This window comes from Prauserella aidingensis (assembly GCF_024171865.1).
Classification (GTDB): Bacteria; Actinomycetota; Actinomycetes; order Mycobacteriales; family Pseudonocardiaceae; genus Prauserella; species Prauserella aidingensis.
The window spans coordinates 98582-124475 of record NZ_JAMTCN010000016.1 but is presented as its reverse complement, the minus strand read 5'-3'; the positions used below and the strand labels follow the sequence as shown (position 1 = coordinate 124475).

25 protein-coding genes are annotated in these 25894 nt (G+C 71.8%); 17 read left to right on the top strand and 8 right to left on the bottom strand.

The window, feature by feature from the left end:
• The 5 genes from LY13_RS16805 to LY13_RS16785 all read right to left on the bottom strand — a co-directional run.
• On the bottom strand, positions 1 to 190 hold a 190-nt coding region (locus LY13_RS16805; RefSeq protein WP_253829411.1), incomplete at its 3' end, for a helix-turn-helix domain-containing protein.
• 122 nt (positions 191 to 312) lie between these two features.
• Positions 313 to 1815 (bottom strand): 1,4-alpha-glucan branching protein domain-containing protein, encoded by a 1503-nt coding sequence (locus LY13_RS16800; protein WP_253829410.1) that lies wholly within the window; start codon positions 1813 to 1815, stop codon positions 313 to 315.
• On the bottom strand, positions 1812 to 2579 hold the full coding sequence (locus LY13_RS16795) for a class I SAM-dependent methyltransferase (protein WP_253829409.1): 768 nt from the start codon (positions 2577 to 2579) through the stop codon (positions 1812 to 1814). The genes LY13_RS16800 and LY13_RS16795 overlap by 4 nt, the downstream gene beginning before the upstream one ends.
• Before the next feature lie 89 nt (positions 2580 to 2668).
• A complete protein-coding gene (locus LY13_RS16790; protein WP_253829408.1) occupies positions 2669 to 2866 on the bottom strand; it encodes a hypothetical protein in 198 nt (65 codons plus the stop codon).
• A 144-nt stretch (positions 2867 to 3010) separates the two neighbouring features.
• The gene (locus LY13_RS16785) at positions 3011 to 3850 is read right to left on the bottom strand and encodes a DegV family protein (RefSeq protein WP_253829407.1); all 840 of its coding nucleotides are present in this window, start codon (positions 3848 to 3850) and stop codon (positions 3011 to 3013) included.
• A gap of 235 nt (positions 3851 to 4085) precedes the next feature.
• Between LY13_RS16785 and LY13_RS16780 the strand changes: the two genes are divergently transcribed.
• From LY13_RS16780 to LY13_RS16760, 5 genes are all read left to right on the top strand, one after another.
• Positions 4086 to 4871: an electron transfer flavoprotein subunit beta/FixA family protein gene (locus tag LY13_RS16780; RefSeq protein ID WP_253829406.1), complete on the top strand. Its 786-nt coding sequence runs from the start codon at positions 4086 to 4088 to the stop codon at positions 4869 to 4871.
• A gap of 32 nt (positions 4872 to 4903) precedes the next feature.
• Complete coding sequence (locus LY13_RS16775) at positions 4904 to 5863, top strand: electron transfer flavoprotein subunit alpha/FixB family protein (protein ID WP_253829405.1); 960 nt, start codon at positions 4904 to 4906, stop codon at positions 5861 to 5863.
• A gap of 162 nt (positions 5864 to 6025) precedes the next feature.
• Entirely contained in the window at positions 6026 to 6793 is a 768-nt protein-coding gene (locus tag LY13_RS16770; protein ID WP_253829404.1) for a GNAT family N-acetyltransferase, read from the top strand.
• On the top strand, positions 6790 to 7689 hold the full coding sequence (locus LY13_RS16765) for a lysophospholipid acyltransferase family protein (RefSeq protein ID WP_253829403.1): 900 nt from the start codon (positions 6790 to 6792) through the stop codon (positions 7687 to 7689). The genes LY13_RS16770 and LY13_RS16765 overlap by 4 nt, the downstream gene beginning before the upstream one ends.
• A gap of 111 nt (positions 7690 to 7800) precedes the next feature.
• Entirely contained in the window at positions 7801 to 8877 is a 1077-nt protein-coding gene (locus LY13_RS16760) for a Glu/Leu/Phe/Val dehydrogenase dimerization domain-containing protein (RefSeq protein ID WP_253829402.1), read from the top strand.
• A gap of 98 nt (positions 8878 to 8975) precedes the next feature.
• Here the strand turns inward: LY13_RS16760 and LY13_RS16755 are convergent, their stop codons facing one another.
• On the bottom strand, positions 8976 to 11288 hold the full coding sequence (locus tag LY13_RS16755; protein ID WP_308216354.1) for a VanW family protein: 2313 nt from the start codon (positions 11286 to 11288) through the stop codon (positions 8976 to 8978).
• A gap of 406 nt (positions 11289 to 11694) precedes the next feature.
• On the opposite strand from LY13_RS16755, the gene LY13_RS16750 reads away from it, so the two are divergent.
• The 4 genes from LY13_RS16750 (at position 11695) to priA (ending at position 15357) form a co-directional block, all read left to right on the top strand.
• Positions 11695 to 12702 (top strand): PHP domain-containing protein, encoded by a 1008-nt coding sequence (locus tag LY13_RS16750; protein ID WP_253829401.1) that lies wholly within the window; start codon positions 11695 to 11697, stop codon positions 12700 to 12702.
• Between the two features lie 66 nt (positions 12703 to 12768).
• Complete coding sequence (locus LY13_RS16745) at positions 12769 to 13923, top strand: MFS transporter (protein ID WP_253829400.1); 1155 nt, start codon at positions 12769 to 12771, stop codon at positions 13921 to 13923.
• A gap of 9 nt (positions 13924 to 13932) precedes the next feature.
• The gene (gene hisH / locus LY13_RS16740) at positions 13933 to 14562 is read left to right on the top strand and encodes an imidazole glycerol phosphate synthase subunit HisH (RefSeq protein WP_253829399.1); all 630 of its coding nucleotides are present in this window, start codon (positions 13933 to 13935) and stop codon (positions 14560 to 14562) included.
• A gap of 57 nt (positions 14563 to 14619) precedes the next feature.
• A complete protein-coding gene (priA, locus tag LY13_RS16735; RefSeq protein WP_253829398.1) occupies positions 14620 to 15357 on the top strand; it encodes a bifunctional 1-(5-phosphoribosyl)-5-((5-phosphoribosylamino)methylideneamino)imidazole-4-carboxamide isomerase/phosphoribosylanthranilate isomerase PriA in 738 nt (245 codons plus the stop codon).
• 18 nt (positions 15358 to 15375) lie between these two features.
• Here the strand turns inward: priA and LY13_RS16730 are convergent, their stop codons facing one another.
• The gene (locus LY13_RS16730; protein ID WP_253829397.1) at positions 15376 to 17157 is read right to left on the bottom strand and encodes a hypothetical protein; all 1782 of its coding nucleotides are present in this window, start codon (positions 17155 to 17157) and stop codon (positions 15376 to 15378) included.
• 311 nt (positions 17158 to 17468) lie between these two features.
• On the opposite strand from LY13_RS16730, the gene hisF reads away from it, so the two are divergent.
• Positions 17469 to 18242, top strand: a complete 774-nt coding sequence (gene hisF, locus LY13_RS16725) for an imidazole glycerol phosphate synthase subunit HisF (RefSeq protein ID WP_253829396.1) — start codon at positions 17469 to 17471, stop codon at positions 18240 to 18242.
• Positions 18239 to 18613 (top strand): phosphoribosyl-AMP cyclohydrolase, encoded by a 375-nt coding sequence (gene hisI / locus LY13_RS16720; protein ID WP_253829395.1) that lies wholly within the window; start codon positions 18239 to 18241, stop codon positions 18611 to 18613. The genes hisF and hisI overlap by 4 nt, the downstream gene beginning before the upstream one ends.
• A gap of 57 nt (positions 18614 to 18670) precedes the next feature.
• Here hisI and LY13_RS16715 read toward each other — a convergent pair whose 3' ends face one another.
• Positions 18671 to 19300, bottom strand: a complete 630-nt coding sequence (locus LY13_RS16715; protein ID WP_253829394.1) for a TetR/AcrR family transcriptional regulator — start codon at positions 19298 to 19300, stop codon at positions 18671 to 18673.
• Between the two features lie 74 nt (positions 19301 to 19374).
• Between LY13_RS16715 and LY13_RS16710 the strand changes: the two genes are divergently transcribed.
• From LY13_RS16710 to lgt, 6 genes are all read left to right on the top strand, one after another.
• Entirely contained in the window at positions 19375 to 21000 is a 1626-nt protein-coding gene (locus tag LY13_RS16710) for an anthranilate synthase component I (protein ID WP_253829393.1), read from the top strand.
• On the top strand, positions 20993 to 21709 hold the full coding sequence (locus LY13_RS16705; RefSeq protein ID WP_308216353.1) for a Trp biosynthesis-associated membrane protein: 717 nt from the start codon (positions 20993 to 20995) through the stop codon (positions 21707 to 21709). Before LY13_RS16710 ends, LY13_RS16705 begins: the two co-directional genes overlap by 8 nt.
• Before the next feature lie 144 nt (positions 21710 to 21853).
• Positions 21854 to 22663 carry an indole-3-glycerol phosphate synthase TrpC gene (gene trpC / locus LY13_RS16700; protein ID WP_253829392.1) on the top strand — a complete coding sequence of 270 codons (810 nt, stop codon included), beginning with the start codon at positions 21854 to 21856 and terminating at the stop codon, positions 22661 to 22663.
• 5 nt (positions 22664 to 22668) lie between these two features.
• Complete coding sequence (trpB, locus tag LY13_RS16695; protein ID WP_253829391.1) at positions 22669 to 23889, top strand: tryptophan synthase subunit beta; 1221 nt, start codon at positions 22669 to 22671, stop codon at positions 23887 to 23889.
• On the top strand, positions 23886 to 24671 hold the full coding sequence (gene trpA / locus LY13_RS16690; RefSeq protein WP_253829390.1) for a tryptophan synthase subunit alpha: 786 nt from the start codon (positions 23886 to 23888) through the stop codon (positions 24669 to 24671). The genes trpB and trpA overlap by 4 nt, the downstream gene beginning before the upstream one ends.
• Positions 24672 to 24713: 42 nt before the next feature.
• Positions 24714 to 25874 carry a prolipoprotein diacylglyceryl transferase gene (lgt, locus tag LY13_RS16685; protein WP_253829389.1) on the top strand — a complete coding sequence of 387 codons (1161 nt, stop codon included), beginning with the start codon at positions 24714 to 24716 and terminating at the stop codon, positions 25872 to 25874.
• Positions 25875 to 25894 lie beyond the last annotated feature (20 nt).

The window sequence follows — 25894 nt, the reverse complement described above, 5'->3', positions numbered from 1 at the left end:
GGGGACGGCTGGAGCGATCGTCCATAGCCTGCTCGCCGCCGTGGCGGTACCGGCCGGCCCAGCGGGCCGCGGTCGTGTGGGCGACCTGGAACCGTTCGGCAGCGCGGCGCACGTTCCAACCGTCCTCGACGACGCACCGGGCCAGTCGCAGCCGTCCGGTCGGAGTCAGCGGAGCGTTACGGTGGACCACCAGAGGGCCTCCTCGGATCGGCGTGTTGTTCGTGGTGATCCACACCGAACCCGGAGGCCCTCACCCATATCAAGATCATCCACCGCGTGCCGAACCGTCACCAACGTGCCCGAACAGCACAGCTAGAGCCCCCGGGCGTCGAGGCGGCCGAACGGGCTCGTCCGGCGCCGTTCGGCGGCCAGCCGGGCCGCCCTCGGGTCGCCGGCACGGTGCAGCGCGTCCAGTTCGTCGAAGCGGTCGGTGTGCTCGGCGGCGCGCCTGCGCGCGTAGTCGGCGGCCGAATCCTTGGTGACCATGAACGCCCAGTCGCTGGACAGCGCGAGGAGTGCCTCGCGGACGGCCTGGTCGGCGACCGGATCGCGGTGGTCCCGCGGCACGTCCAGGGTCAGCAACCGCTTCTGCAGCCAGGCGTTCGCGTCGACCATGTCGGCCACCTGCTCGCCGTCCCACACGCGCCAGTCCTTGCCCGAGCCCCACGACGAGGCCGGCAGGTCCACGGGAGCGCCGACGTGCCCGGCCTCCACGGCGCCGCGCAGCGTCGTCACCCGGACACCGGCCTCCGGAAGTGCGCGCAGCACGCCCTCCAGCCACTGTGGACCCTCGTGCCACCAGTGTCCGAACAGCTCCGTGTCGTAGGCGGCGACGACGAGTGCCTCGCGGCCGTCACGCGCGCGCAGTGACCGTAGCCGCGTGACCACGGTGTCGACGAAATCCTCGACGTGCGTGTCCACGGTGGCGGCCGCGCGGGCGGGATCGTAGGGCGCCTTGTCCTGCGGCGGTACCTGTTTGCCGGTCACGCGCGACGGTTTGATGCCCACCTCGTGCGCCCAGGTGTGGAAGTCGCGGTACGCGGCGTGGCCGGGATAGCCCGCCTTCGGCGACCAGACTCGGTAGGTGACCTCCAGGTCACGGCCGAAACAGACCACATCGGACTCGCCGACCGTGCGTGCGGTTGCCGTGTCTCCGTGCAGGGCCGGGCCGTCGACGAGGAAGCGTTCCACTCCCGCCGCCGCGTACATGTCCTCCATGCCGGGTGCGTAGCCGCACTCCGGCGCCCAGATGCCCGCAGGCCGGCCGCCGAGGCGCAGTGCCGTGTCGGCGAGCCCCTCCGAGAGTGCGAACCCGCGCACCCGTTCGTCGAGCAACGGCTGGAACGGATGCGCCAACGGCCCACCCAGGAGTTCCACGGTCTCACTGTCCACAAGCGAGCGGAGAACGGGTGAGAAACCGTGCCGCCACGTCGTGTCGAGCTCGTCGATCGCGTGAGTGGCGGTGCGGTGTTCCCCGGCGGCGAGCTCGGACAGCAGCCCGTCTCCCCGCCACAGGCTCGCCGCGTGCTCGGCGCGCAGCCGCCAGGTGCCGAGCCAGTCGTGCATCGCGCGCAGCGCGTACGGATCGTCGAGCTGGGCAGCCAGCACCGGGGTGACGCCGAGTGTCAGGACGTCCCGTCTGCCCTCGTCGGCGAACCGCCGCAGCAGGTCCGTCACGGGCAGATACGAATGCGCCCACGCCTGGTAGAGCCATTCCTCGCCGACCGGCCAGGCGCCGTGATGCGGCAGCCACGGCAGGTGGCTGTGGAGGACGAGGCAGAACGTGCCCTCGGCGTCGCCGGTGCCGCCCGTCACGGTCGCACCGCCACGGCGACGAGGTCGAGGCAGGCATCCAGGTCGTCGCCGTGGACGTCGAAGTCCTCGGCCCGGATCGCGGCGACGTCGGCCAGTAACTCGGCCGGCCACTCGGCCTGCCCGGGCAGCGAGCCCATGACGACGTCGAGCTGGGCGTCGATGACCGACCCGCCGTAGCGTTCGTCGAGCGCACGGACGCCCGCACCGTGGTGCAGACCGGCGAGCAGTTCGACCGCGAACCCGGCGTCGCGAAGCATCTCGTCCAGTTCGGACGGTGAGAGTTCACGGGTGTGGTACGGGTTCAGCGGCGTGTCGCTGTCGGGCGTGAAGGTGAGCCGATTCGGGGTGGTCACCAGCAACCGTCCGCCGGGCCGGAGCACGCGGCGGCACTCGGCGAGGAAGCCGTACTGGTCCCAGAGATGTTCGAGCACCTGGAGGTTGGCGACGACGTCCAGCCCGCCGTCGGCCAGTGGCAACGTCGCAAGGTTGCCGTGCAGCGCGCGCACGGCCGGGTAGCTGCGGGCGACGTGATCGATCGCCGCACTGTCGTAGTCGAGCGCGATCACCTGCGCCGCGTGGTCGGCGAGCAGACCCGCGCCGTACCCCTCGCCGCAGCCTGCTTCCAGGACGACGGCGCCCGCGCAGTACGGCAGTAACGCGTGATAGGCGGCTTCGTGTCGGCGGTACCAGTAATTCTCCTCCGGCACTCCCGGCACGGTGCGCTCACCGGTCAGGTGCAGGGCTTCGGCGCGAGTCGTGTCCACGCCGAGAGACTAGCCGCCGTGCCCGCGCCGACCTACCTGCCGGTAACGAGAGTCGCGGCAGGCGGGTCGGCGCGGCCACGGGAACCGCGTCAGTGGGACGACGACGGCGGCCGGCCACCGCCGCGCGAACCGCCCGCGCCGCCCGCGCCCTTGCGGATCTTGTCGAAGGCCTCCTTGGCCTGCCGGCGCTTGTGCGGGTCGCGGGCCATCCGCTTCGCCTCGGAGATCGCGCGCCTGCCCGCAGGGCTCTTCGCGAACCGGGCCACCTTGTGGAACAGCGATGCCATGTGTGGTCCTTTCCGTCGGCCGTCAGGCCGGTCGTCGGGTCCGGTGGCCGGGGCGGCCTGCCCCGGCCGACGCCGGCGACGTCCAGGATAGCGGCGCGAACCCCGTCGGCGGGATGATCGGACCGAATGCGCACCGGCGCGGTGTCACTGGGACGGGGCGACGGTGATGCCGAGCGCTCCGGGGCCGACGTGCGCACCGATGACGGTGCTGCCCTGGACGAGTGTGAGGTCGCCGAGCGAGGGGATGCGCCGCCGGAGTTCACCGGCGATCCGGTGTTCGCGGTCGCCGACCTCCGCGGACGCCACGGCGACGTCGACCGTGGCGTCGCCCGCGTGCTCGACGGCGAGATCGACCAGTTTGCCGAGGGCGCGTTTGGTGCCCGGTGCCCGAGTCAGCGGCGCGACCTCGCCGCCGCTGAGCGTCAGGATCGGACGGATCGACAGCGCCGACCCGATCGCCGCGGCGGCACCGCCGATACGCCCGCCCCGGCGCAGGTACTCGAGGGTGTCCACGTAGATGAGTTCCTTGCTGCCGCGGATGCGGCCGTCCGCGGCGCTCATGACCCGCTCGACCGGGGCTCCCGCCGCGGCGGCGCGGGCGGCCGACACGGCGGCGAAGCCCAGGCTCATGTTCGTGGTGCCGCTGTCGAGCACGTAGACGGGCACGCCGACCTGCTGCGCCGCCTCGCGAGCCGCATCCGCCGTCGCGGAGAGCTTGCTGGAGATGTGCAGGCAGACGATCGCGGTGGCCCCCGCGCTGACGGCGTCCTGGAAGGTCCAGAAGAACGCCCCTGGGTCGGGCGGCTGCGTGGTGACCGGTTCGTGGTCCCGCAGTCTGCGGAGGAGGTCGTCACGGTCGTAGCGGTTCTCATCGTCGACACGATCGCCGACGACGACCTGGACGGGGACGACGGAGATGTCCCATTGCTTGGCGGTCCGCTCCGGCAGGCTCGCCGTGGAGTCGGTGATCACTGCGACAGGCACTCACCGAGGCTACCCCGCGGTACACGAAAGTTTGCACCCATTAGGGGGAGTGTCATGCAACCTCCGCCCACTGGTCATGTGCATGGTGTAATGATCGACGAATCGAGCAGTTATCTGAACGATCGTCCCACTAAAACGCGATTCCGGGTGAACGTGGTCACCTCGGCGCGCGTACCAGTGGTTTCGCGCCTAATCTACCGACCAGTAACGCCCTGCATTGCGCCTAAGGAGTTCCATGACCAACATCGTTGTACTGGTCAAGCAGGTGCCGGACACGTACTCGGAGCGCAAGCTCAACGAGAGTGACCACACCCTCGACCGCGAGTCCGCCGACGCGGTGATCGACGAGATCAACGAGCGCGCCGTCGAGGAGGCGCTCAAGATCAAGGAGGCCGGTGAGGGCGAGGTGACCGTGCTGTGCGTCGGTCCCGACCGCGCCACCGACGCCATCCGCAAGGCTCTGTCGATGGGCGCCGACAAGGCCGTCCACGTTTCCGACGAGGCCCTGCAGGGGTCGGACATGGTTGCCACCGCGAAGGTCATCGCCGGTGCGCTCGGCAAGGTCGACGGCTACGACCTGGTCATCGCCGGTAACGAGGCCTCCGACGGCCGTGGCGGTGCGATCCCCGCGATGCTCGCCGAGATCCTCGGCGTGCCGCAGCTGACCCACGCCCGCGAGCTGTCCCTCGACGGCACGACCCTCAAGGTCGACCGCGAGACCGAGGACGGCGTGACCCACCTCGAGGCGAACCTGCCCGCCGTCGTGAGCGTCACCGAGAAGATCAACGAGCCGCGGTACCCGTCCTTCAAGGGCATCATGGCCGCCAAGAAGAAGCCGGTGGAGACCGTCACGGTCGCCGACCTCGACGTCGACGCGGGTGAACTGGGGCTCTCGGGCGCCTACGCGACCGTGCTCGAGGCCGCGCCGAAGCCGCCGCGCGCCGCCGGTGAGCGGGTCGGCGACGACGGTGACGGCGGCACGAAGGTCGCCGAGTACCTGGCCGGCCAGAAGCTCATCTGAGACAGACCTCATCCCACTCAAGGAGACGAACCATGGCTGAAGTACTCGTGCTCGTCGACCAGGTCGACGGTGAGGTCAAGAAGTCCACGTTCGAGCTGCTCACCGCAGCTCGCTCGCTGGGCGAGGCGTCCGCGGTCGTCGTCGGTACGCCCGGCACCACGGGCAAGGTCAAGGACGCGCTGGCGTCGTACGGCGCGGCGAAGGTGTACGCCGCAGAGTCCGACGACGCCAACGGGTACCTGGTGACGCCGAAGGTCGACGCGCTCGCCACCGTCGCGGGGCAGGCATCGCCCGCCGCCGTGCTGGTGTCAGCCACGGCCGAGGGCAAGGAGATCGCCGGCAGGCTCGCGATCCGTCTCGGCGGCGCCGTGCTCGTCGACGCGGTCGGCGTGAACGCCGACGGCTCGGTCGACCAGTCCATCTTCGGCGGCGCGTTCTCGGTGAAGTCGAAGGCCGCCAAGGGCACGCCGGTCGTGTCGGTGCGCCCGGGTGCCGTCGAGGCCGAGCAGGCCGACGGCGCCGCAGCAGAGGAGACCGTGGCTCTGCCTGCGGCCGACCCCGCCAAGGCCGCCACGGTGACCGGTGTCGAGCCGGTCGTCGGCGGTGACCGTCCCGAGCTGACGGAGGCGTCGATCGTCGTCTCCGGTGGCCGCGGTGTCGGCTCGGCCGAGAAGTTCGACGTCGTCGAGAAGCTGGCCGACTCGCTCGGTGCCGCCGTCGGTGCCTCGCGCGCCGCCGTCGACTCCGGTTACTACCCGGCGCAGTTCCAGGTCGGCCAGACCGGTAAGACGGTCTCGCCGCAGCTGTACGTCGCGCTCGGCATCTCCGGTGCGATCCAGCACCGCGCCGGCATGCAGACGTCGAAGACGATCGTCGCCGTGAACAAGGACTCCGAGGCGCCGATCTTCGAGATCGCCGACTTCGGTGTCGTCGGCGACCTGTTCGACGTCGCTCCGCAGCTGACCGACGAGGTCGCCAAGCGCAAGGGCTGACCCCGCGCCTGCGCAGCACCGCCCACGGCCGCCTTCCCGCACTCGCGGGGAGGCGGCCGTTCGCGTGTGAGGCCCGCGTGAACGGAGCGTTCACCGGGTGTGCAGCCGTCGGCCACGGCCGGTGCCCGCCGGGGTTTCCCTGCCGGCGCGAGCATCCCTGGTATGACGCGGTCACAGCCTCTGCTCAGTACGGACCGGACGACGGGCGGTGCGCGGTACTCACTGCGCGTCGCCTCCGGAGAGGACGAGGTGCTCGCCGCGCAGCGGCTGCGGCACCGGGTCTTCGCCGAGGAAATGGGCGCACGGCTCGCACCCGGGCCGGACGGCCTGGACATCGACCCGTTCGACACCTTCTGCGATCACCTCCTGGTCACCGACGACGAGACCGGCGCGATCGTCGGCACCTACCGGATGCTGCCGCCGGACAGGGCGCGCGAGGCCGGGCAGCTCTACTCCGACACCGAGTTCGATCTGTCGGCGTTGAACCCGCTGCGCGGCTCGCTCGTCGAAACCGGGCGGTCCTGTGTGGACGCCGACCATCGCACAGGGGCTGTCGTCAGTCTGGTGTGGGCGGGCATCGCGCGGTACATGCTGCTGTCCGGGCACCGGTATCTCGCGGGCTGTGCCTCGGTGCCGCTCTCCGACGGCGGCGCTCAGGCCGCGGGTGTCTGGGACATCGTGTACACCAAGCACTTCGCCGACGAGTCCCACCGCGTGACACCGCTGCACCCGTGGCGGTGCGACGAGATCGCCCGGCCTGCCCGCCCGGTGCTGCCCCCGCTGCTGCGCGGGTACGTCCGCCTCGGCGCGCGGGTCTGCGGGCAGCCCGCGCACGACCCGGACTTCGACGTCGCCGACTTCTTCGTACTGCTCGACCTGCAGCAGGTCGACGAGCGGTACCTCAAGTACTTCCTGGGGGCGGCGGCATGAGCCACCCGTGGATGCCGGTCTCGCCGTGTGGGGACGGCTGCCTCACCCCGGAGGAGGGGCGTATCGGTACGGCGCGGCGGGCGTTGCGGCTCACCGGGGCGGTGCTGGTGGTCGTCGCCGGGTTGGTGCTCGTGCCGCTCCTGGCCGTGCTGCCCGGCCGTGACCGGATCGTGCGCGGGGTGTTCCGCTGTCTGCTGGCCACGCTGGGCATCCGGCTGCTCGTCCGTGGCGAGCTCGACGGCAGCGGTCGCGGTGCGCTCGTGGTGAGCAACCACATCTCGTTCGCCGACATCATGGGCCTGAACGCGATGCGCCCCATGCGCGCGCTCGCCAAGCGTGAGATCGCCTCGTGGCCGGTACTGGGGCCGCTGGTGTCGCGGGCGGGCACCGTCTTCCTGGACCGCGAACGGTTGTCCGCGCTGCCCTGGGCCGTGGCCGAGCTGGCCACGACACTGCGCTCGGGGTCGCTGGTCACCGTGAACCCCGAGGGGACGACGTGGTGCGGTGCGGCCTCCGGGCGCTTCCACCCGGCGCTGTTCCAGGCCGCCATCGACGCGGGCGTGCCCGTGCGTCCGGTGGCCGTCCGGTACCTGGCCGGGGGGCGGGAGACGACGCGGCCCGCGTTCATCGGCCCCGAATCGCTCGTCGCGTCGCTGCGACGGGCCGTCGCCGTCCCGGACCTGACGCTCGAACTGACCGTGTGCCCGGAGATCGCGCCCGGACGTGCCGCGGATCGGCGCGAACTCGCGGCGCTCGCCGAAGCGGCCGTGGCCTCGGCACTCGGCACGGTCACCGTGGCGGGCACGCCCGCACGCGTCCGCGACTCCGCGCCCGCACCGGCGGAGCAACCGCGACCTCCGTCGCTTCCCCGTCACCTCGAGCCCGGTCTATCGTGAGTTCGCGCGGTGTGCGCTGCGGCAACCCCGCGGCCGTCGCCGTGGACCACAACCGATCCCGGCCGGGCGCCGACCGGTGCCGAGCCGGAACCGACAAAGGAGTCACCACCCGTGACCGACGGTGTATTCGGCCGCGAGAGCGGCCACGAACAGGTCGTCTACTGTCATGACCGTGCCACCGGGCTGAAGGCCATCATCGCGGTGTACTCGACCGCGCTCGGCCCCGCTCTCGGCGGCACCCGCTTCTACCCCTACCCGGACGAGGCCGCCGCACTCGACGACGTGCTGGCCCTGTCGAAGGGGATGGCCTACAAGAACGCGCTCGCCGGCCTCGACCTCGGCGGCGGCAAGGCGGTCGTCATCGGTGACCCCGCCTCCCTCAAATCGGAGGCGCTGCTGCGTGCCTACGGCCGGTTCATCCAGTCGCTGAGCGGCCGGTACATCACCGCGTGCGACGTCGGCACCTATGTGCGCGACATGGACGTCATCGCGCGCGAGACGGATTTCGTCACCGGCCGCTCGCGCGAGGAGGGCGGTGCGGGTGACTCCTCGGAACTCACCGCCTTCGGTGTCTACCAGGGCATGCGCGCCTCTGCGGAGCATGCGTGGGGCAGTCCGGAGTTGAAGGGCAAACGAGTCGGTGTCGAAGGCGTCGGCAAGGTCGGCAAGCTGCTCGTCGGCCACCTGGCGCAGGCGGGTGCGGAGATCGTGATCACCGACGTGGACGAGCGGGCCGTCGACCAGGTTCGTGCGGTGCACCCGTCGGTCGACGTCGTCGACGACACCGCCGCCCTGATCGCGTCCGATGTGGACGTCTTCGCGCCGTGTGCGCTCGGCGGGGTGCTCGACGACGACACAGTGCCCGTGCTGCGCGCCTCGATCGTCTGCGGCGCCGCCAACAACCAGCTTGCCCACCCCGGTGTCGAGAAGTTGTTGCAGGACCGCGGCATCCTCTTCGCCCCCGACTATCTGGTGAATGCGGGCGGCACGATCCAGGTCAGCGACGAGCTGCGCGGTTACGACGCCGACAGGGCCCGGCTCAAGGCCACGTCGCTGTACGACACCGCGAAGGCCGTGTTCGCGCTCGCCGACGAGGAGGGCGTGCCGGCCGTGACCGCGGCCGATCGGTTGGCCGAGCGTCGCATGTCGGAGGTGTCGCACCTGCGGTCGATCCTCACCGTGCGCTGACACCGGCCGAGACGTGACGAGCGGGCGGTCCCGCGCAGGGCCGCCCGCTCGTCACGGTCGCCGTGGACCGCCGCCCGCCGGCGACGGTCGGGTGCCCGTCAGGGTCGCTTCTTCCCGCAGACGATCTTGGGTTGCGGGTTGTACTTCACCGTCCGGGTCTCCTCGTTGACCGCACCGGACTGGAGGTCACGCAGGATCCGCGTGTCCGTCACGGTGAAGCCGGGCGCGCCGTTGCTCGGTGAGCACTCCTCGCCCTCGGGGCCCTTCTTCTCCTTCGGCTTGACGACGTCCGTGCGGTCGCCGGTGCGGGACTGCACGTCGTACTTCTTCGTGCCCCACAGCTTGATCGTGATGTCGTTCGGCGTCCAGATGGTCTGGATTGCGACACCGTTCGGCAGGTTGTTGGTGAAGGCCAGGTCGATGACGCTCGCGCCGTCGGGGGTCTGGAACACCGTCGCCTCCCGGCCTTCGGGATAGCGGCTGATGTAGTAGCTGTGCTCCTGGTGACCCGCGTCGGTCATGCCCGCGAAGTACGACGCGTTGTACAGCGTGGTCGCGAACTGCGAGATGCCGCCGCCGACGGCCTTGCCCGGCGCGCCGTCCTCGATGATGCCCGCCTCGACGTAGCCCTGCGCCTTCGTACGCGGGCCGGTGTGCTGGTTGAGGCTGAAGGTCTCACCGGGCTTGACGATGGCGCCGTTGACCTCTTCGGCGACCCGGCGGATGTTGACCCCGGAGTCGGGGGCGAAACCGCCGGTCGTGAACTCGCCGATGACCTCCTTGACGCCGAGCTGCTTGGCTTCCTTCGTCGTGGTCTCGGGTTCCTTCTTCTCGTAGGCGGCCTCGATCTCGCGCTGCTCGTCCCGCTGCAGCACGTCCATCAGCGGCTGGAAGGTTTCCTTCCACTTGATGCGCTTGCCGTCCTTGGACGGTTTGACCGTAGGCTTGCCGCCTTCGAATACGATCTCGGCGTCCCGGCCCTTCTGGACCGTGTCCGACAGCTCCTCCTGGACGCCCTCGGCCATCTTCTTCCGGTCGATCTTCGGCGTCAGCTTGCCGTTCTCCGGGGTGAAGCTCAGCGCCGCGGCGATCTCCTCCGGTTCGAGGATGCCGTCGGCGCCCTCGCCGCGGACCACCACCGGTGCCGACACCGCGGGCTCGGCGACATCGCGCAGCATCGCCTGCACGTCCTCCGAGCTGACCGACACCGGGGTGCTGTCGACCGGGAGTGTGATCCGCTTGCCGTCGGCCCAGTCGCGCGTGATGACGTTCTCGGCACCGGCGACGTCGAGTTTCTGGCCGTTCTTCGGTTCGACGGCCTCCGGGGTGGCGTCCTCGAACCGGATCGTGCCCTCGACCGGCTCGCGGTCGACGGTCTCCTGCACCGACACGAGCGCGTTCTCGAGTTGGTTGGGTTCCGTCTCGGTGACGACGTCGACCTCGCGTTCGGAGAACAGCGATGCGATCCGGCTGAACGGGTTCAGCGGCTGGTCGCCCGCGCGGTCGAGCGTCTCCTGCCAGTTCAGCCGGAGCCCGGCCTGCCGGGGGTCGAACTCGCTGTCGACGTCACCGGCGCGGTACTGCACGGGCTGCGTCATGCGCGGCTCGAGTTCGGAGCGGAGCTTGTCCTCGGCGTCCGCGCGGCTCATGCCACCCACCTCGACGCCCGCCACGACGGTTCCTCGCGGCACGTCGCCCGAGGTGGCGAACACGTCCACCACGTACACCAGCGCCAGCACGCCGACGACGGCGGCGGCGATCAGCAGCGGCTTGCGGGCCTTGCCCAGCGCGGCGGCACGGTCGCGGGAGCCACCGTTACCGCCGTCGTCAGCGCCGCCGTCCGGCCCCGGGGCCGCCCCGGCCGTGGGGGCTGCACCCTGTGCGGGCATCGCCGCGGTCAGGTGCCGGGGAGCCGGGTCGTCGGCGGGAACGGCGGGGATGTACTGCGTCGTCTCGCCCGACGTGTCCGGCGGAGGCGACGCGGGCGAGGTCGGCGCGTCCGCGACGCCGGTGACGACCGTGTCGTCCCCGGAGCCCGCGGCGGGGCCTGCCACCTGCGTGGTCTCCGCGTCGGTCTCGGGCCACGCGATGTACTGCGTGGTCTCCGCCGTGGTCGGTTCGGCGCCGGTGTCGGTGGGCCAGGCTGTCGCCTCGCCGGCCTCCTCACCCGTCGCGCTGTCGGCCGTGTCGCCGGTCCCGGATGCGCCGGCGGCCACGGAACCGCCGGAGGCGTCGGCCCGGCCTGAGTCGCCGATCTCCGGGATCAGCTGTGTGCTCTCCGTGGCCGACTCGGCGCTCTCCGTGTCCGACGGTGGGACGGCAGGCAGAATGTCGGTCTGCTCGGTGTGGGATTCGGGCCATTCGTTCGGCTGAGATTCCGAAGGCCCTGGCCACCGAGGTTCCTGCGGCAAAACAACCCCTCCACGCGCTGTGCGTGCAATAACGGACCCCGACTACCGGGTCAAGATACGGCCTGTGTGCGCGGGGGTCGTACGCGACCCCCGCCGGAGTTCGGATCGCCGTTCTCGCAGGCCGCGGCGGGTTACGACGGTCGTAGGGTGCACTGGGCCGGATGGCTGACGGGGTCGTCACGCCGCGTGTGCGTGTGGCCCGGATCCGGTGACCGGACCGTCATGGCGACACCGTCGGCCACCACGATAGTGATGTCACCGGATCGTGCGACGTCGAACGGCACCGGTCGTGTCGATGAGCACACCGGACTGCGGGCAACCGTGGCGCGCCAGCGAGATCGTGGCCGGTGAGCACCGCGACGGGGAGAATCGGAGCAGGCGGGCTGCCGGACCGGTGAGGTGAGCGATGGATCCCGTGAACGTGCTGCGTCAGATCGCCCTGCATCTGGAACGGACCGGGGAACCGACCTACCGGGTGCGGGCCTTCCGCAACGCCGCCGCGGTGGCCGCGGACCTGCCCGACGGCGAGCTCGCCCGCCGCGTCTCGCAGGGCACGCTGACCGAGCTCCCCGGGATCGGCAGAACGACCGCGGGTGTCATCGCCGAGGCCGTGCAGGGCAGGGAACCCGCCTACCTGACCGACCTGGAGTCACGTGGCGCACCCGGCATCCCGGACGGCGGCCCGCTGCACGCGGCCCTGCGCGGGGACTGTCACACCCACACGGACTGGTCCGACGGCGGCAGTTCCGTCGAGGAGATGGCCGAGGCCGCCCGGAACCTCGGCCACGAGTACCTCGTGATCACCGACCACTCGCCGCGGCTGACGGTCGCGAACGGCCTCTCGGCCGACCGGCTCCGCCGTCAGCTCGACGTCGTGGCCGAGTGCCGCGAGCGGGTCGCGCCGTTGCGCATCCTCACCGGTATCGAGGTCGACATCCTCGACGACGGTTCGCTCGATCAGGACCCGGACCTGCTGGAACGGCTCGACGTGGTGGTCGCGAGCGTGCATTCGAAACTGCGGATGCCCGCGGTGGAGATGACCGAGCGGATGTTGACGGCCGTGGCGAATCCGCGGGTCAACGTGCTCGGCCACTGCACCGGCAGGCTCGTCAGCGGGCGGGGCAGGCCCGAGTCCGAGTTCGACGCGGAGCGGGTGTTCGCGGCGTGCCGGGACCACGACGTCGCCGTGGAGATCAACTCGCGACCCGAGCGGCTGGATCCGCCGAGGCGGCTGTTGCGATTGGCGCAGGAGGCGGGCTGCCGCTTCGCCGTCGACACCGACGCCCACGCGCCGGGTCAGCTGTCGTGGCTGCCGTTCGGCTGCGCACGTGCCGGCGAGTGCGGCGTGACTGCCGACCGCGTCGTCAACACGTGGACGGCCGACGACCTGACCGCGTGGGCCGCGCGCCGTTGACGGCCCGCGCGCCACAGGGGTGACCCGCCCCGACGGGAGCTGTACGCACGTACTAGAACTGTCGTCATGGCTGATGCACCCGGGACCGCGGCCCGCGACGAGTCGCCGTGGCGGCACGGGCCGTTCCGGTTGTCGCTCGCCGCGGCGGCCGTCGCGCTGTGCGGCTACTCGCTGCTGCTGCCCGTCGTGCCGATGTGGGCCGTCCGGCAGGGTGCGGGCACGTTCGCGGCGGGCGCGGCGACCGGCGTGTTCATGGCCAGCACGGTCGCCACGCAGCTCGGCACCGGCGTGCTCGTGCGGCGCCACGGCTACCGCACGGCGATCCTCGCGGGCATCGCGTTCCTCGGCGTGCCCACCCCGTTGCTGATCGCGTGGACCGCGCCGGAGGGCATTCTGACGCTGTCCCTGCTGCGGGGGATCGGATTCGGGCTGCTCACCGTGTGCGGCAGTGCGCTCATCGCCGAGCTGCTGCCACCCGCGGCGGTACCGCGCGGATCCGGCCTGTACGGCCTCGCGACGGGCCTGCCGCAGCTCGTCGGGCTGCCCGCGGGCCCGTGGCTGGCCGAGAACTGGGGGTTCGTCACGGTGTTCCTGGTGGCGACCGCGCTGCCCGCGATCGCGCTGGTGCCTGCCGCCCTGCTGCCTCCCGCCCGGGTCACCGCGGAGCCGGAACGCGGGGGCGTCTTCCTGGCCACCGCGCGGCAGACGTGGCGCCCCTGGCTGCCGATGCTCGCCGCCTCGACCGGGCTCGGAGCGCTGGCGACCTTCACGCCGATCCTGTTGCTCGCCCCGGAGTCGTCGATCGCGCTGCTGCTCATGCCGCTCGCCACGACCGTGTCCCGCTGGGCCGCGGGCCGATTCGGTGCACGGTGGACCGGCAGGCTGTTGACCCCGGGGCGGGCCCTGTCCGGCCTCGGACTCGCCGGGTACGCGGTGTTCGGCGAGGGCGGCCCGGTGTGGCTCGCCGTGACGTCGATGATCGTGTTCGGCATCGGTTTCGGCGCCGTGCAGAACGACTCGCTCGTGTCGATGTTCCAGCGCACCACCGCGGGCCGGGCGAGCATCTCGTGGAACGTGGCGTTCGACGCGGGGCAGGGGCTGGGCGCGGTGGCCGTCGGCGCGATCGTGTCCGGCACGTCCTACGGTGTGGCGTTCGGCCTGCTCGCGGTGTGGTCGCTGGCACTGCTGCCGGTGGCGGTGGCGCCCCGGCGAACCGGTTAACCTGGAGCCGTGCCCTCAGTTGTGATTCTCGACTACGGATCAGGCAACCTCCGCAGTGCCGAACGCGCCGTCGAGCGCGCGGGCGCCGACGTCGAGGTGACCGCCGATCCGCATGCCGCACTGGAGGCCGACGGCCTGGTCGTGCCCGGAGTCGGCGCGTTCGCCGCCTGCGCGGAGGGACTGCGGTCGGTGCATGGGGATCGCATCGTCGGCAAGCGCCTCGCGGGCGGCAGGCCGGTACTGGGCATCTGTGTCGGGATGCAGATCCTGTTCGACCGCGGCGTCGAGCACGGCGTCGAGACCGAGGGCACGGGGGAGTGGCCCGGCACGGTCGAACGGCTGCACGCCGACATCCTCCCGCACATGGGGTGGAACACGGTCCGCGCGCCCGAGGGCTCCCGGTTGTTCGACGGCATCGACCCCGACGAACGGTTCTACTTCGTGCACTCCTACGCGGTGCGCGAGTGGACGTTGCAGTCCGAGCTCGGCGGCACCGCGCCGCTGGTGACGTGGGCCCACCACGGCGAGGACTTCGTCGCCGCCGCCGAGAACGGCGCGCTGAGTGCCACCCAGTTCCATCCCGAGAAGTCCGGTGACGCGGGCGCCCAACTGCTGCGCAACTGGCTCGGCACGCTCTGATCGCAGGGTTCCGCCCCTGTAGGCCGATCGGCGCAGCCGGGTCTTAGAGTTGGCGACGTGACGCTGACACTCCTTCCCGCCGTTGACGTGGCCGACGGCCAGGCCGTGCGCCTGGTGCAGGGCGAGGCCGGTACCGAGACCTCCTACGGATCCCCGCTCGACGCGGCGCTGACCTGGCAGCGTGGCGGCGCGGAGTGGGTGCATCTGGTCGACCTGGACGCCGCGTTCGGCAAGGGCTCGAATCGCGAGCTGCTGGCCCAGGTCGTGGCCGAGCTGGACGTGCAGGTGGAGCTGTCCGGCGGCATCCGCGACGACGCGTCGCTGAAGGCCGCGCTCGACACCGGCGCGCGGCGTGTGAACCTCGGCACCGCGGCGCTGGAATCGCCGGACTGGTGCGCGAAGGTCGTGTCGGAGTACGGCGACCGCGTGGCGATCGGTCTGGACGTGCGGATCGGGGAGGACGGCTACCGGCTCGCCGCCCGCGGCTGGACCCAGGACGGCGGTGACCTCTGGCAGGTCATGGAGCGCCTCGACAGGGACGGTGCCCAGCGCTACGTCGTCACCGACGTCAGCAAGGACGGCACGCTGCAAGGGCCGAACGTGGGCCTGCTGCGCGAGGTCGCGGCCCGCACCGACGCCGCCATCATCGCCTCCGGCGGTGTGTCCAGTGTGGACGACCTGCGGTCGCTGGCCGCGCTCGAATGCGACGGCGTCGAAGGTGCGATCGTCGGCAAGGCGCTGTACGCCCAGGCGTTCACCCTGCAGGAAGCACTCGAGGTCGTCGCCGCGGCCTGACGAGCACGTCGGGGCCGGCTACTCGGCGGGACGGCCACCGCTGTCCGCGGTCGGCGCCGGTCGCAGCGTTGAGCCGACGCTCAAGGTGTCGCCGCAGGACGCTGTCGGAGCCACCGAGGGGTCGGCGACCCGCCCCGCCGTCGCCCTGGCGTACGCCCGCAGCCGTTCCAGCGTCGCGTCGTCGGGCACGACCTCCCGGCGGACCCAGTCGCCGTCCGGCCACGGATTCCCGGGTTCTGCGAAGATGCGCACGTAGTCGCGGGTGAACCGGGGATCCTCGGTGAGATCGTTCCCGTGTGTCCACGGCCGCCGGGTGTGGATGAACGTGGGCCGGACCTCCTCGAACACGTAGCGCTTCGCACCTGCGCGGTCGCTGTCACGGATCAGGTGCGCCATGCGGATGTCGGTCAGTCCGGCCATGTCGACCAGCCGGAGCCTGCTGGTCATCGACGTGCCGCCGAGGTCGGGCAGCAGCAGCGACGCGCGGTCCAGTCCCAACACGTCGGCGTAGCCGTTGAACGCGCGGCCGTAGCGGTCGGCCACGTGACAGGCCGACAACGTCGGCCCGCGCCGGAAGTCGTACGCGGCCACCGCGAACGACGACCCGCTGGCGAACAGCGCCACGACCAGGCCGACGACCGTGACCGTGCGCGCCCGCCCCCGCATCCGCCGCACGACCTCCGCCGTGGCGAGCACGGCCGTGAGCGCACCGAGAATCCAGATCGGGGTGGCGAACCGGAGGTGGCCCATCCAGTCGTCCTCGAGCACCGTGAACGCGACGAGCGCCAGGCCCAGCGGCACCAGCAGCGCGAGCAGTCCGCGCCGCCACCACGGCGGCCGGGCGAGCAGCATCCCCACGAACACGCAGCAGAGCAGGATCGCGGGCGCGCCCGCGTAGCTCACGAGCTGCCCGGCCTTCACCAGATCCGTCGGATACGGCAGGCCCTGCGACTTCGCGATCGACGGTGCCGACAGCCACTCGCCGAAGGTGAACCGGCGCCACAGGAAGTACGCGTCGGTCCCCGCGACGAACGCCGCCACCGACAACGCCGCATGGCGCAGGCTCGCCGCCACCGGTGTGCCCGACGAACGGCGCAGCATCCCCAGTACGACCAGCGGATAGACACCGCCGTAGATCAACCCCTCCGGCCGGGTGAGCGCGGCCAGCGCCGCGAGCAGCCCCGTCGCGACCGCCAGCCGCCACCGCAGCACCGCATCGCCGAGTACCGCCCGGAACACGAGTACCGCGAGCGTCGTGACCAGCAGCCCGTACAGCGCGTTCTCCAGCCCGGAGACCACCCAGATCACGAACGACGGTGTCATCGCCAGGAGCCCGCCGACGGCCAGCGTGCCGAGCCACGGCCGCACGAGGACGCGGGCGCACGCGGCGTGGCACGCCACCAGGATTCCCGCGCACAGCACCAGTGCCAGAACCTTCGGCAACAGCACGTAGTCCGGAACCCCGAAGATCGTGCCGTGGTCGAACAGCCCCACGAGCCGTGCCAGCGCCAGCAGCAACGTCCACGTGACGTTGGAGAACCCCTCGACCGGCTCCGCACCGGGTTGGACGACGGGCCCCAGTCCCTCCGCGAAACTGCGCGCGTAGGAGAACGTGATCGCGGCGTCGTCGACGATCCAGTTGCCGTAGTAGGCGCCGTGCCCGCCGATCATCGCCGTGCCCGCGACCACCGACGCAGCGGCCGCGGCCCGGGACCGCCACGCGCCCCGCGCCGCGGTCTCCGACGAGACCGGAGTCTCCTGTCCGTGCGCGGTGTCCTCCGCCGAATGGGTCGCGACCATTGCTCCGTCTGCCGTCACAATCACGAGATCGTACGTAGGTCCGCCTGCCCCGACCCGCCGACGCCACGCGTGTCGACATCCTTTCCGGCAATGCGGATCCCGCCTGCCGGCACGGGTTCCCCGTCCGCGCACGACGATGCGGCCCGGCCGCGCACACCGCCCGATCGGACGCGCTGCGCGCGGCTTGCTTACGCCCGCCCGTCGCCCACCGCCGCCCAGACGGACGCGCTGCGCGCGGCCTCCTTAGGCCCGCCCGTCGCCCACCGCCGCCCAAGCAGACGCGCTGCGCGCGGCCTCCTTAGGCTTGTGGCATGTCCGTTGCGGTGAGGGTCATCCCGTGTCTCGACGTCGACGCGGGACGTGTCGTCAAAGGCGTCAACTTCGTCGACCTGCGTGACGCGGGCGACCCCGTGGAGCTGGCGCGCGCCTACGACGCCGCGGGCGCCGACGAGGTGACGTTCCTCGACGTGACCGCATCCTCGGGCGACCGGGAAACGACCTACGACGTCGTGCGGCGCACCGCCGAGCAGGTGTTCATCCCCCTCACCGTCGGCGGCGGAGTCCGCAGCACCGACGACGTCGACCGGCTGCTGCGGGCGGGCGCCGACAAGGTCAGCATCAACACCGCGGCCATCGCCCGGCCGGAACTGCTGCGCGAGGCGTCCGAACGGTTCGGCGCGCAGTGCGTCGTGCTGTCCGTCGACGCCCGGCGGGTTCCCGACGGCGGGGACCCGACAGCCTCGGGGTTCGAGGTGACCACCCACGGCGGCAGGCGGGGCACCGGACTCGACGCGGTGGAGTGGGCCGCACGGGGAGAGAGCCTCGGCGTCGGCGAGATCCTGCTGAACTCGATGGACGCCGACGGCACGAAGGCCGGATTCGACCTCGAACTGCTGCGCCTCGTGCGCGAGGCGGTGCGGGTGCCCGTGATCGCCAGCGGCGGCGCGGGCTCGGTCGACCACTTCCTGCCCGCGGTCGAGGCGGGTGCGGACGCGGTACTGGCGGCGAGCGTCTTCCACTTCGGGGAGTTCACGATCGGTGACGTCAAGCAGGCCCTGAAGGCCGGGAACGTGGAGATCCGATGAGCCGGGACGAACGCGCGGGGGAGACGAGCCTCGACCCGGCCGTCGCGGGCAGGCTCAAGCGGGGCTCCGACGGGCTGGTCTGCGCCGTGGTCGTCGACCACGCGACCTCCGACGTGCTCATGGTGGCCTGGATGGACGACGAGGCGCTGGCACGCACGCTCACGACGCGGCGCGCGACGTACTTCTCGCGCAGCAGGCAGCAGCTCTGGGTGAAGGGCGAGACCTCCGGCAACGTCCAGCACGTACGCGAGGTCCGGCTGGACTGCGACGCCGACACCCTTCTCGTGCGCGTCGACCAGACCGGCCCCGCCTGCCACACCGGGACGCGCACGTGCTTCGACGCCGACCTCCTCCTGGCCGACGACGCGTAGGCGGGCTGACACCGCGCAGGCGGGCCGACCCGCACCCGCCACGCGCACGGGCGCGGGTCAGTGGTGGTCGAGGTCGCCGGTGAGGTACCGCTGGAGCGTCGGGGCGACCGCCGCGACGACGGTGTCCGGGTCCGCGGAACCGAGCGGTTCGAACCGGGCGACGTAGCGCGCCATGCCGAGGCCGACCACCTGACTCGCGCACAGCGACGCGCGCAGGTCGGGCCGGTCGGGTGCCGCCGTCGCCACCACCGGCCCGATCACCTTGGCCACCAGGACACCGCGCAGCGTCTGCATGGCCTCGGGACTGCTGGTGACACTGCGGATCAGGGCGGTGAAGCGTGCTCCGCCGGCGCCGTCCCAGAGCTCGACGAACGTGCGGACGATGCCCTCGCCGAGCCGGTCGCGGCCGTACGAGGTGACCGTGGCGACCACCTCGGCGAGGTCGAACGGCACCTGCAGTACCGCCTCGGCGAACAGCTGGTCCTTACCGCCGAACCAGTGGTTGACCATCGCGGCGTCGACGCCGGCGCGCGTGGCGATCGCGCGGACGGTGGCGCCCGTGTAGCCGCCGTCGGCGAACTCGGCACGCGCGGCCTCCAGCAGTGCGGTGCGGGTGTCCTCACCGGCGGGCCTGCGGCCGCGGCGCCGTGATCCGTCGTCGGCGGTGCGATGGGGGGTACCGGTCACCCCGCCATCATCGCCGATCGCCCCGCGCCGATCCCACCGCCGGGCCCGCCGCGCGCCGACGGCACAATGAAGCCATGGTCACAGCCCATTCCGTCGAGGCCGCTCGTGTCGGCCTGGGCGCCGTCACGCCGTCGGCCGCGGAGTTCCGCGAACTCGCCGAGGACCGGCGCGTGATCCCGGTCGTCCGCCGCGTGCTCGCGGACGCCGACACGCCCGTCGCCCTGTACCGCAAACTCGCCGAGGACCGTCCCGGCACGTTTCTGCTCGAATCGGCGGAGAACGGCGAGTCCTGGTCGCGATGGTCGTTCATCGGGGTGCACAGCCCGTCGGCGCTGACCGTGCGCGACGGCGAGGCGGTGTGGACGGGGACCCCGGTCGCGGGCCTGCCCTCCGGCGGCGATCCCCTGGCCGTGCTGCGTGAGACGCTCGAGACGCTGCACACGGAGCCGTTGCCCGGCATGCCGCCGTTGACGGGCGGCATGGTCGGCTACATCGGGTACGACGCGGTGCGCTGGCTCGAACGGCTGCCGGAGATCGCCGAGAAGGACCTCGACATTCCCGAGGTCACGATGCTGCTCGCGACGGACCTGGCGGCGTTCGACCACCACGAGGGCACGGTCACGCTCATCGCCAACGCGGTGAACTGGGACGACAGCCCGGAACGGGTGGAGGCGGCCTACGAGGACGCGGTCCGCAGGCTCGACGCCATGACGGCCCGGCTCGCCGCGCCCGCGCCCGCCACGAACGCGGTGTTCGATCGTCCGGTTCCCGAGTTCGACCGGGCCCGCACCAAGGACGACTTCCACGAGGCCGTCGAGGCGGCGAAGGAGGCCATCCACGCGGGCGAGGCGTTCCAGATCGTGCCGTCGCAGCGGTTCGAACTGCGTACCGGGGCCGACGCGCTCGACATCTACCGTGTGCTGCGCACGTCGAACCCGAGTCCGTACATGTACCTGCTGCGGCTCGACGGCTTCGACATCGTCGGGTCGAGCCCCGAGTCACTCGTCACGGTGCGGGACGGCAAGGCCACGACGCACCCCATCGCGGGCACCCGCTGGCGCGGCGCCGACGCGGAGGAGGACGCGCAGCTGGCCAAGGGGCTGCTCGCCGACGAGAAGGAGCGTGCCGAGCATCTGATGCTGGTCGACCTCGGCCGCAACGACCTCGGCAAGGTGTGCAGGCCGGGCTCGGTGCAGGTCGTCGACTTCTTCGCGATCGAGCGCTACAGCCACGTCATGCACATCGTCTCGACCGTGACCGGTGAGCTGGCCGACGACGCGACGGCGATCGACGCGGTCGCCGCGTGCTTCCCGGCGGGCACGCTGTCCGGCGCGCCGAAGGTGCGGGCGATGGAACTCATCGAGCGCCTCGAACCGACGCGCCGCGGGCTGTACGGCGGCGTGGTCGGCTACCTCGACTTCGCGGGCGACGCGGACACCGCGATCGCGATCCGCACGGCGCTGGTACGCGACGGCGTGGCCTACGTGCAGGCGGGCGGAGGGGTCGTCGCCGACTCCGAACCCGACTACGAGGACACCGAGGCGCTGAACAAGGCTCGAACCGTGCTGTCGGCCGTCGCGGCGGCGGGAACGTTGCGCCCGGCGGGCGCCCCGTCGCCCGGTGAGGCCGCGTCACCCGGTGAGACGGCGCCGCCCGGCCCGGCGCAGCCCCGCGACGTGGCGGGCGGCGACGGTGTCTGACGGCGCCGCCGGCCCGCGCGCGTCCGGCGACGGTCCCGAACGCGCGGACCGGGCGGTCCCGCCCGCGGGAGGGGACAAGCGCGCGTTGTGGGCGGCCGTGGTGGCGCTGCTGCTCGGTGCGGGGGCGCTCTGGGGCGCGTCGGGGCTGGTGTGGATCGAGGTACCGCAGGGGCGGACGGTCGACGGCAGGCTGGCCGACGACTTCACCGGCGGCGAGCTGGTCCAATGGCCCGTGCCGCTCGCGCTGCTGGCGCTGGCGGCCGTCGCGGCGGCGCTCGCGCTCGGCGGCGTGGCGCGGAGGCTGTTGGGTGTGCTGCTGGCCGTCGTGGGCGGCGCGGCGGTGTATCTGGCCGTCGCGGGCGACACGCAGGAGATCGCCTGGTCCGGCTGGGCACCCGGCTACGAGGGCGCCACGGCCGATCCGTCGTGGACGTTCCTGGGTCCCGCGGCGGCCGTCGCGGGCGGGGTGCTCGTCGCACTGGCGGGCGTGGTGCTGGCCTGGCGCGGGCACCGCATGGCACGGATGGGCGCGAAGTATTCGGCTCCCGGCGACCGCCGCGCGCCGCGTGACCCGGACGCCGAGCTGTGGGACGCGCTGTCGGAGGGCGCCGACCCGACCGACCCGACCGACCCGACCGACCCGACCGACCCGACCGACCCGGCCGACTCGGCGGACACCGACCGGCCGCGTGACGGCCGCTCGGAGTGAAACCCGTGGTGGGCGAGGCTGTCGTCGACCCGCGCCCGGTCTGGACGAGCCCGCGGGTTAGCATCGGTTGAGCGGGAAGGGGAAGGTTTTTGTGAGCCACCTTGCGAGTGAATCAACGGCCCCGGCACCCGGTGAGGTCGAGCGGTGAGCGTTCTCGAGGACATCGTCGCGGGCGTGCGGGCAGACCTGGCCGAGCGTGAGTCGGCGCTGCCGTTCGACGAGTTGAAGAAGCGTGCCGCGGAGGCTCCCGCGCCACGGGACGTCATGGGTTCGTTGCAGGAATCGGGCATCGGCGTGATCGCCGAGGTCAAGCGGAAGAGCCCGTCGAAGGGCGACCTCGCCGCGATCCACGACCCGGCGGTGCTGGCCAAGGACTACGAGGACGCGGGAGCGCGCGTGATCAGCGTGCTCACGGAGGAGCGCCGGTTCGGCGGATCGCTGGCCGACCTCGACGCCGTTCGTGCCGCCGTCGACGTGCCGATCCTGCGCAAGGACTTCATCGTCAGCCCGTACCAGGTGCACGAGGCCCGGCTGCACGGCGCCGACATGGTGCTGCTCATCGTGGCCGCGCTCGAGCAGAACGCGCTCGCCGCGTTGCTCGACCGCGTCGAATCGCTGGGCATGACCGCGCTGGTCGAGGTGCACAACGCCGAGGAGTGTGACCGCGCGCTGGAGGCGGGCGCGTCCGTCATCGGCATCAACGCCCGCGACCTGCACACCCTGGAGGTCGACAGGGACGTGTTCGGACGGCTCGCACCCGGCCTGCCGATGGAGACGTTCAAGATCGCCGAGTCCGGCGTCCGCGGTCCCGGTGACCTGATGGCGTACGCGGGCCACGGAGCCGACGCCGTGCTGGTCGGCGAGGGGCTCGTCGGCACCGGCGACCCGAAGGCGGCGCTCGTGCAGCTCGTCACTGCGGGGTCGCACCCCGCCTGTCCGCGTCCGAGCCGGTGACCCGCATGACCGACACGACGCCGCAGTCGCGCCACGATCCGGACGCCCGCGGTCACTTCGGTGACTACGGCGGCCGCTTCCTGCCCGAAGCACTGATGGGCGCGCTGGACGAACTGGCCTCCGAGTACGACAAGGCCCAGCAGGACCCCGAGTTCACCGCGGAGTTCCAGCGGCTGCTGTCCGGGTACGCGGGCAGGCCGTCGCTGCTCACCGAGGCGCCGCGGTTCGCCGAGCACGCCGGTGGTGCACGGATCCTCCTCAAGAGGGAGGACCTCAACCACACGGGTTCCCACAAGATCAACAACGTCCTCGGCCAGGCGCTGCTCACCAAGCGGATGGGCAAGACGCGCGTCATCGCCGAGACGGGTGCGGGCCAGCACGGCGTCGCCACCGCCACCGCGTGCGCGCTGCTCGACCTCGACTGCGTCGTGTACATGGGCGAGGTCGACACCGAACGGCAGGCGCTCAACGTCGCGCGGATGCGCCTGCTCGGCGCCGAGGTGATTCCCGTGGCGACCGGTTCGCGCACCCTCAAGGACGCCATCAACGAGGCGTTGCGCGACTGGGTCACCAACGTCGACACCACGCACTACCTGCTCGGCACCGCCGCCGGGGCACACCCGTTCCCGGTGATGGTGCGCAACTTCCACAAGATCATCGGCGAGGAGGCCCGCGAGCAGATGCTCGCCCAGGTGGGCCGTCTCCCGGATGCCGTGGCCGCGTGCGTCGGCGGCGGATCGAACGCGATCGGCATCTTCCACGGGTTCCTCGACGACACCGACGTCCGGCTGGTCGGCCTCGAGCCCGGCGGCAAGGGGCTCGACTCGGGCGAACACGGAGCGACCCTCACGCAGGGGACCCCGGGCACGCTTCACGGCGCCCTGTCGTACCTGCTGCAGGACGAGGACGGGCAGACCATCGAGGCGTACTCGATCTCGGCGGGCCTGGACTACCCGGGCGTCGGCCCGGAGCATTCGCACCTGAAGGACGAGGGCCGCGCCGAGTACCGCGCCGTCACCGACGACGAGGCGATGGACGCGTTCCAGCTGCTGTCGAAGACCGAGGGCATCATCCCCGCGGTGGAGTCCGCGCACGCGCTCGCCGGGGCACTGCAGCTCGGCCGTGAACTCGGCCCGGACGGCGTGATCCTGGTCAGCCTGTCCGGCCGCGGTGACAAGGACGTCGACACCGCCGCCCGGTACTTCAACCTCGTGGAGGGCGTGTGAGCCGCATCGACGAGCTGTTCGCGCAGACCCGTGGCGAAGGCCGCGGTGCGCTGATCGGCTACCTGCCCGCGGGGTACCCGACCGTCGCCGAGTCGAAGGAGCTGCTCGCCGCGACGGTCGACGCCGGCGCGGATCTGGTCGAGGTCGGGTTCCCGTACTCGGACCCCGTCATGGACGGACCGACGATCCAGGCGGCCGCCGACACGGCGTTGCGGAACGGGTTCCGCCTCAAGGACCTGTTCGACGTCGTCGAATCGGTGGCGAACCGTGGTGGCCGTGCGGTCGTGATGACGTACTGGAACCCGGTGTTCCACTACGGCGTCGACGCGTTCGCCCGTGACCTCGCGGCCGCGGGCGGCCTCGGTCTCATCACGCCGGACCTGACGCCCGACGAGGGGTCCGAGTGGATCACCGCATCGGATGCCCACGGTCTCGACCGCATCTTCCTCGTGGCGCCGTCGTCGTCGGATGAGCGGATCGCGCTGACCACGGCGGCCGCGAGCGGGTTCGTCTACGCCACGGCCGTGATGGGCGTGACCGGTGCCCGCGAGACGGTCGGCAGCGCGGCGCAGGGTCTGGTGCAGCGCACCCGGGTGCACACGGACCTGCCGGTCGGTGTCGGGCTCGGCGTGCGGTCCGGCGATCAGGCCGCCGAGGTGTCGGCGTTCGCGGACGGTGTCATCGTCGGGTCGGCGCTGGTGACGAAGGCGAACGAGGGCACCGACGCGGTGGCCGCGCTGACGAAGGAGCTGGCCGAGGGCGTCCGCCGGCCGCGTGCGTGACGCGGCCGAGCCCGGCCGCGTACGTCACGTTACGGTGACCCTGTGAGTACCGCCTCCTCTGCCTTCCTCGCCACCATTCCCAGTCCGGACCGGGGTGTCTGGGAGATCGGCCCCTTCTCCCTGCGGGCGTACGCGCTCTGCATCATCCTCGGCATCGTCGTCGCGATCTGGCTCGGCGAACGCCGCTGGCAGGCGCGGGGCGGTACCAAGGGAACGATCATCGACATCGCGGTCTGGGCCGCGCCGATGGGACTCATCGGTGGCAGGCTCTACCACGTCATCACCGACAACCAGCTCTATTTCGGTGAGGGCCGCGATCCGATTCGCGCGCTGTACATCTGGGAGGGCGGCCTCGGCATCTGGGGCGCGATCGCGCTGGGTGCGGTCGGTGCGTGGATCGCCTGCCGTCGCAGGGGAATCCCGCTGCCCGCCGTCGCGGACGCCGTCGCGCCGGGCATCGTCATCGCACAGGCCGTCGGCCGCCTCGGCAACTACTTCAACCAGGAACTCTACGGCGGGCCCACCGACCTGCCGTGGGGGCTGGAGATCTACCGGCGTGTGTCGCCGGACAATCCGGCCGTGGAGGACCCGCTCGGTGGAGTGGCCGTCAACGACGTGCCGGTCGAGGTCGTGCATCCGACGTTCCTGTACGAGCTGTTGTGGAACCTGGGTGTCGCGCTGCTGATCATCTGGCTCGACCGCAGGCTGCGGCTCGGCCACGGCCGGGTGTTCGCGCTGTACGTCGCGGGGTACACCGCAGGCCGGTTCTGGATCGAGCTCATGCGCACCGATCCGGCCAACGAGATTCTCGGCCAGCGCGTCAACGTGTGGGTGTCGGTGCTCGTGTTCCTCGGTGCGGTCGTCTACTTCGTCCTGGCGCGGTCCAAGGGCCCGCGGGAGGACCCGGAAATCCTTCGCAGTCCGGATGATCCGGACAGGCCGGCCGACGGCGACACCGACGGATCGGAGGCAGGCGCGGCGGCGTCCGGTGGTGCCGACGCCGGCGACGACAACGGAGCGGCCACCCGGCCGGGAGCGGAACCGTCCGATGTCGACACCGACGACGCCGGTCCCGACGACGGCGGCCCCGTGACGGAGACGGCTGCGCGGCCGGAGGCGGCCGCCGAATCCACGTCCGGCGACACCGGCACCGGTGACACGGGCACCGGGGAACCGTCCGACAAGCCGGGTAACGCCACCTGACGGGTCGTGCCGTGAGCCGG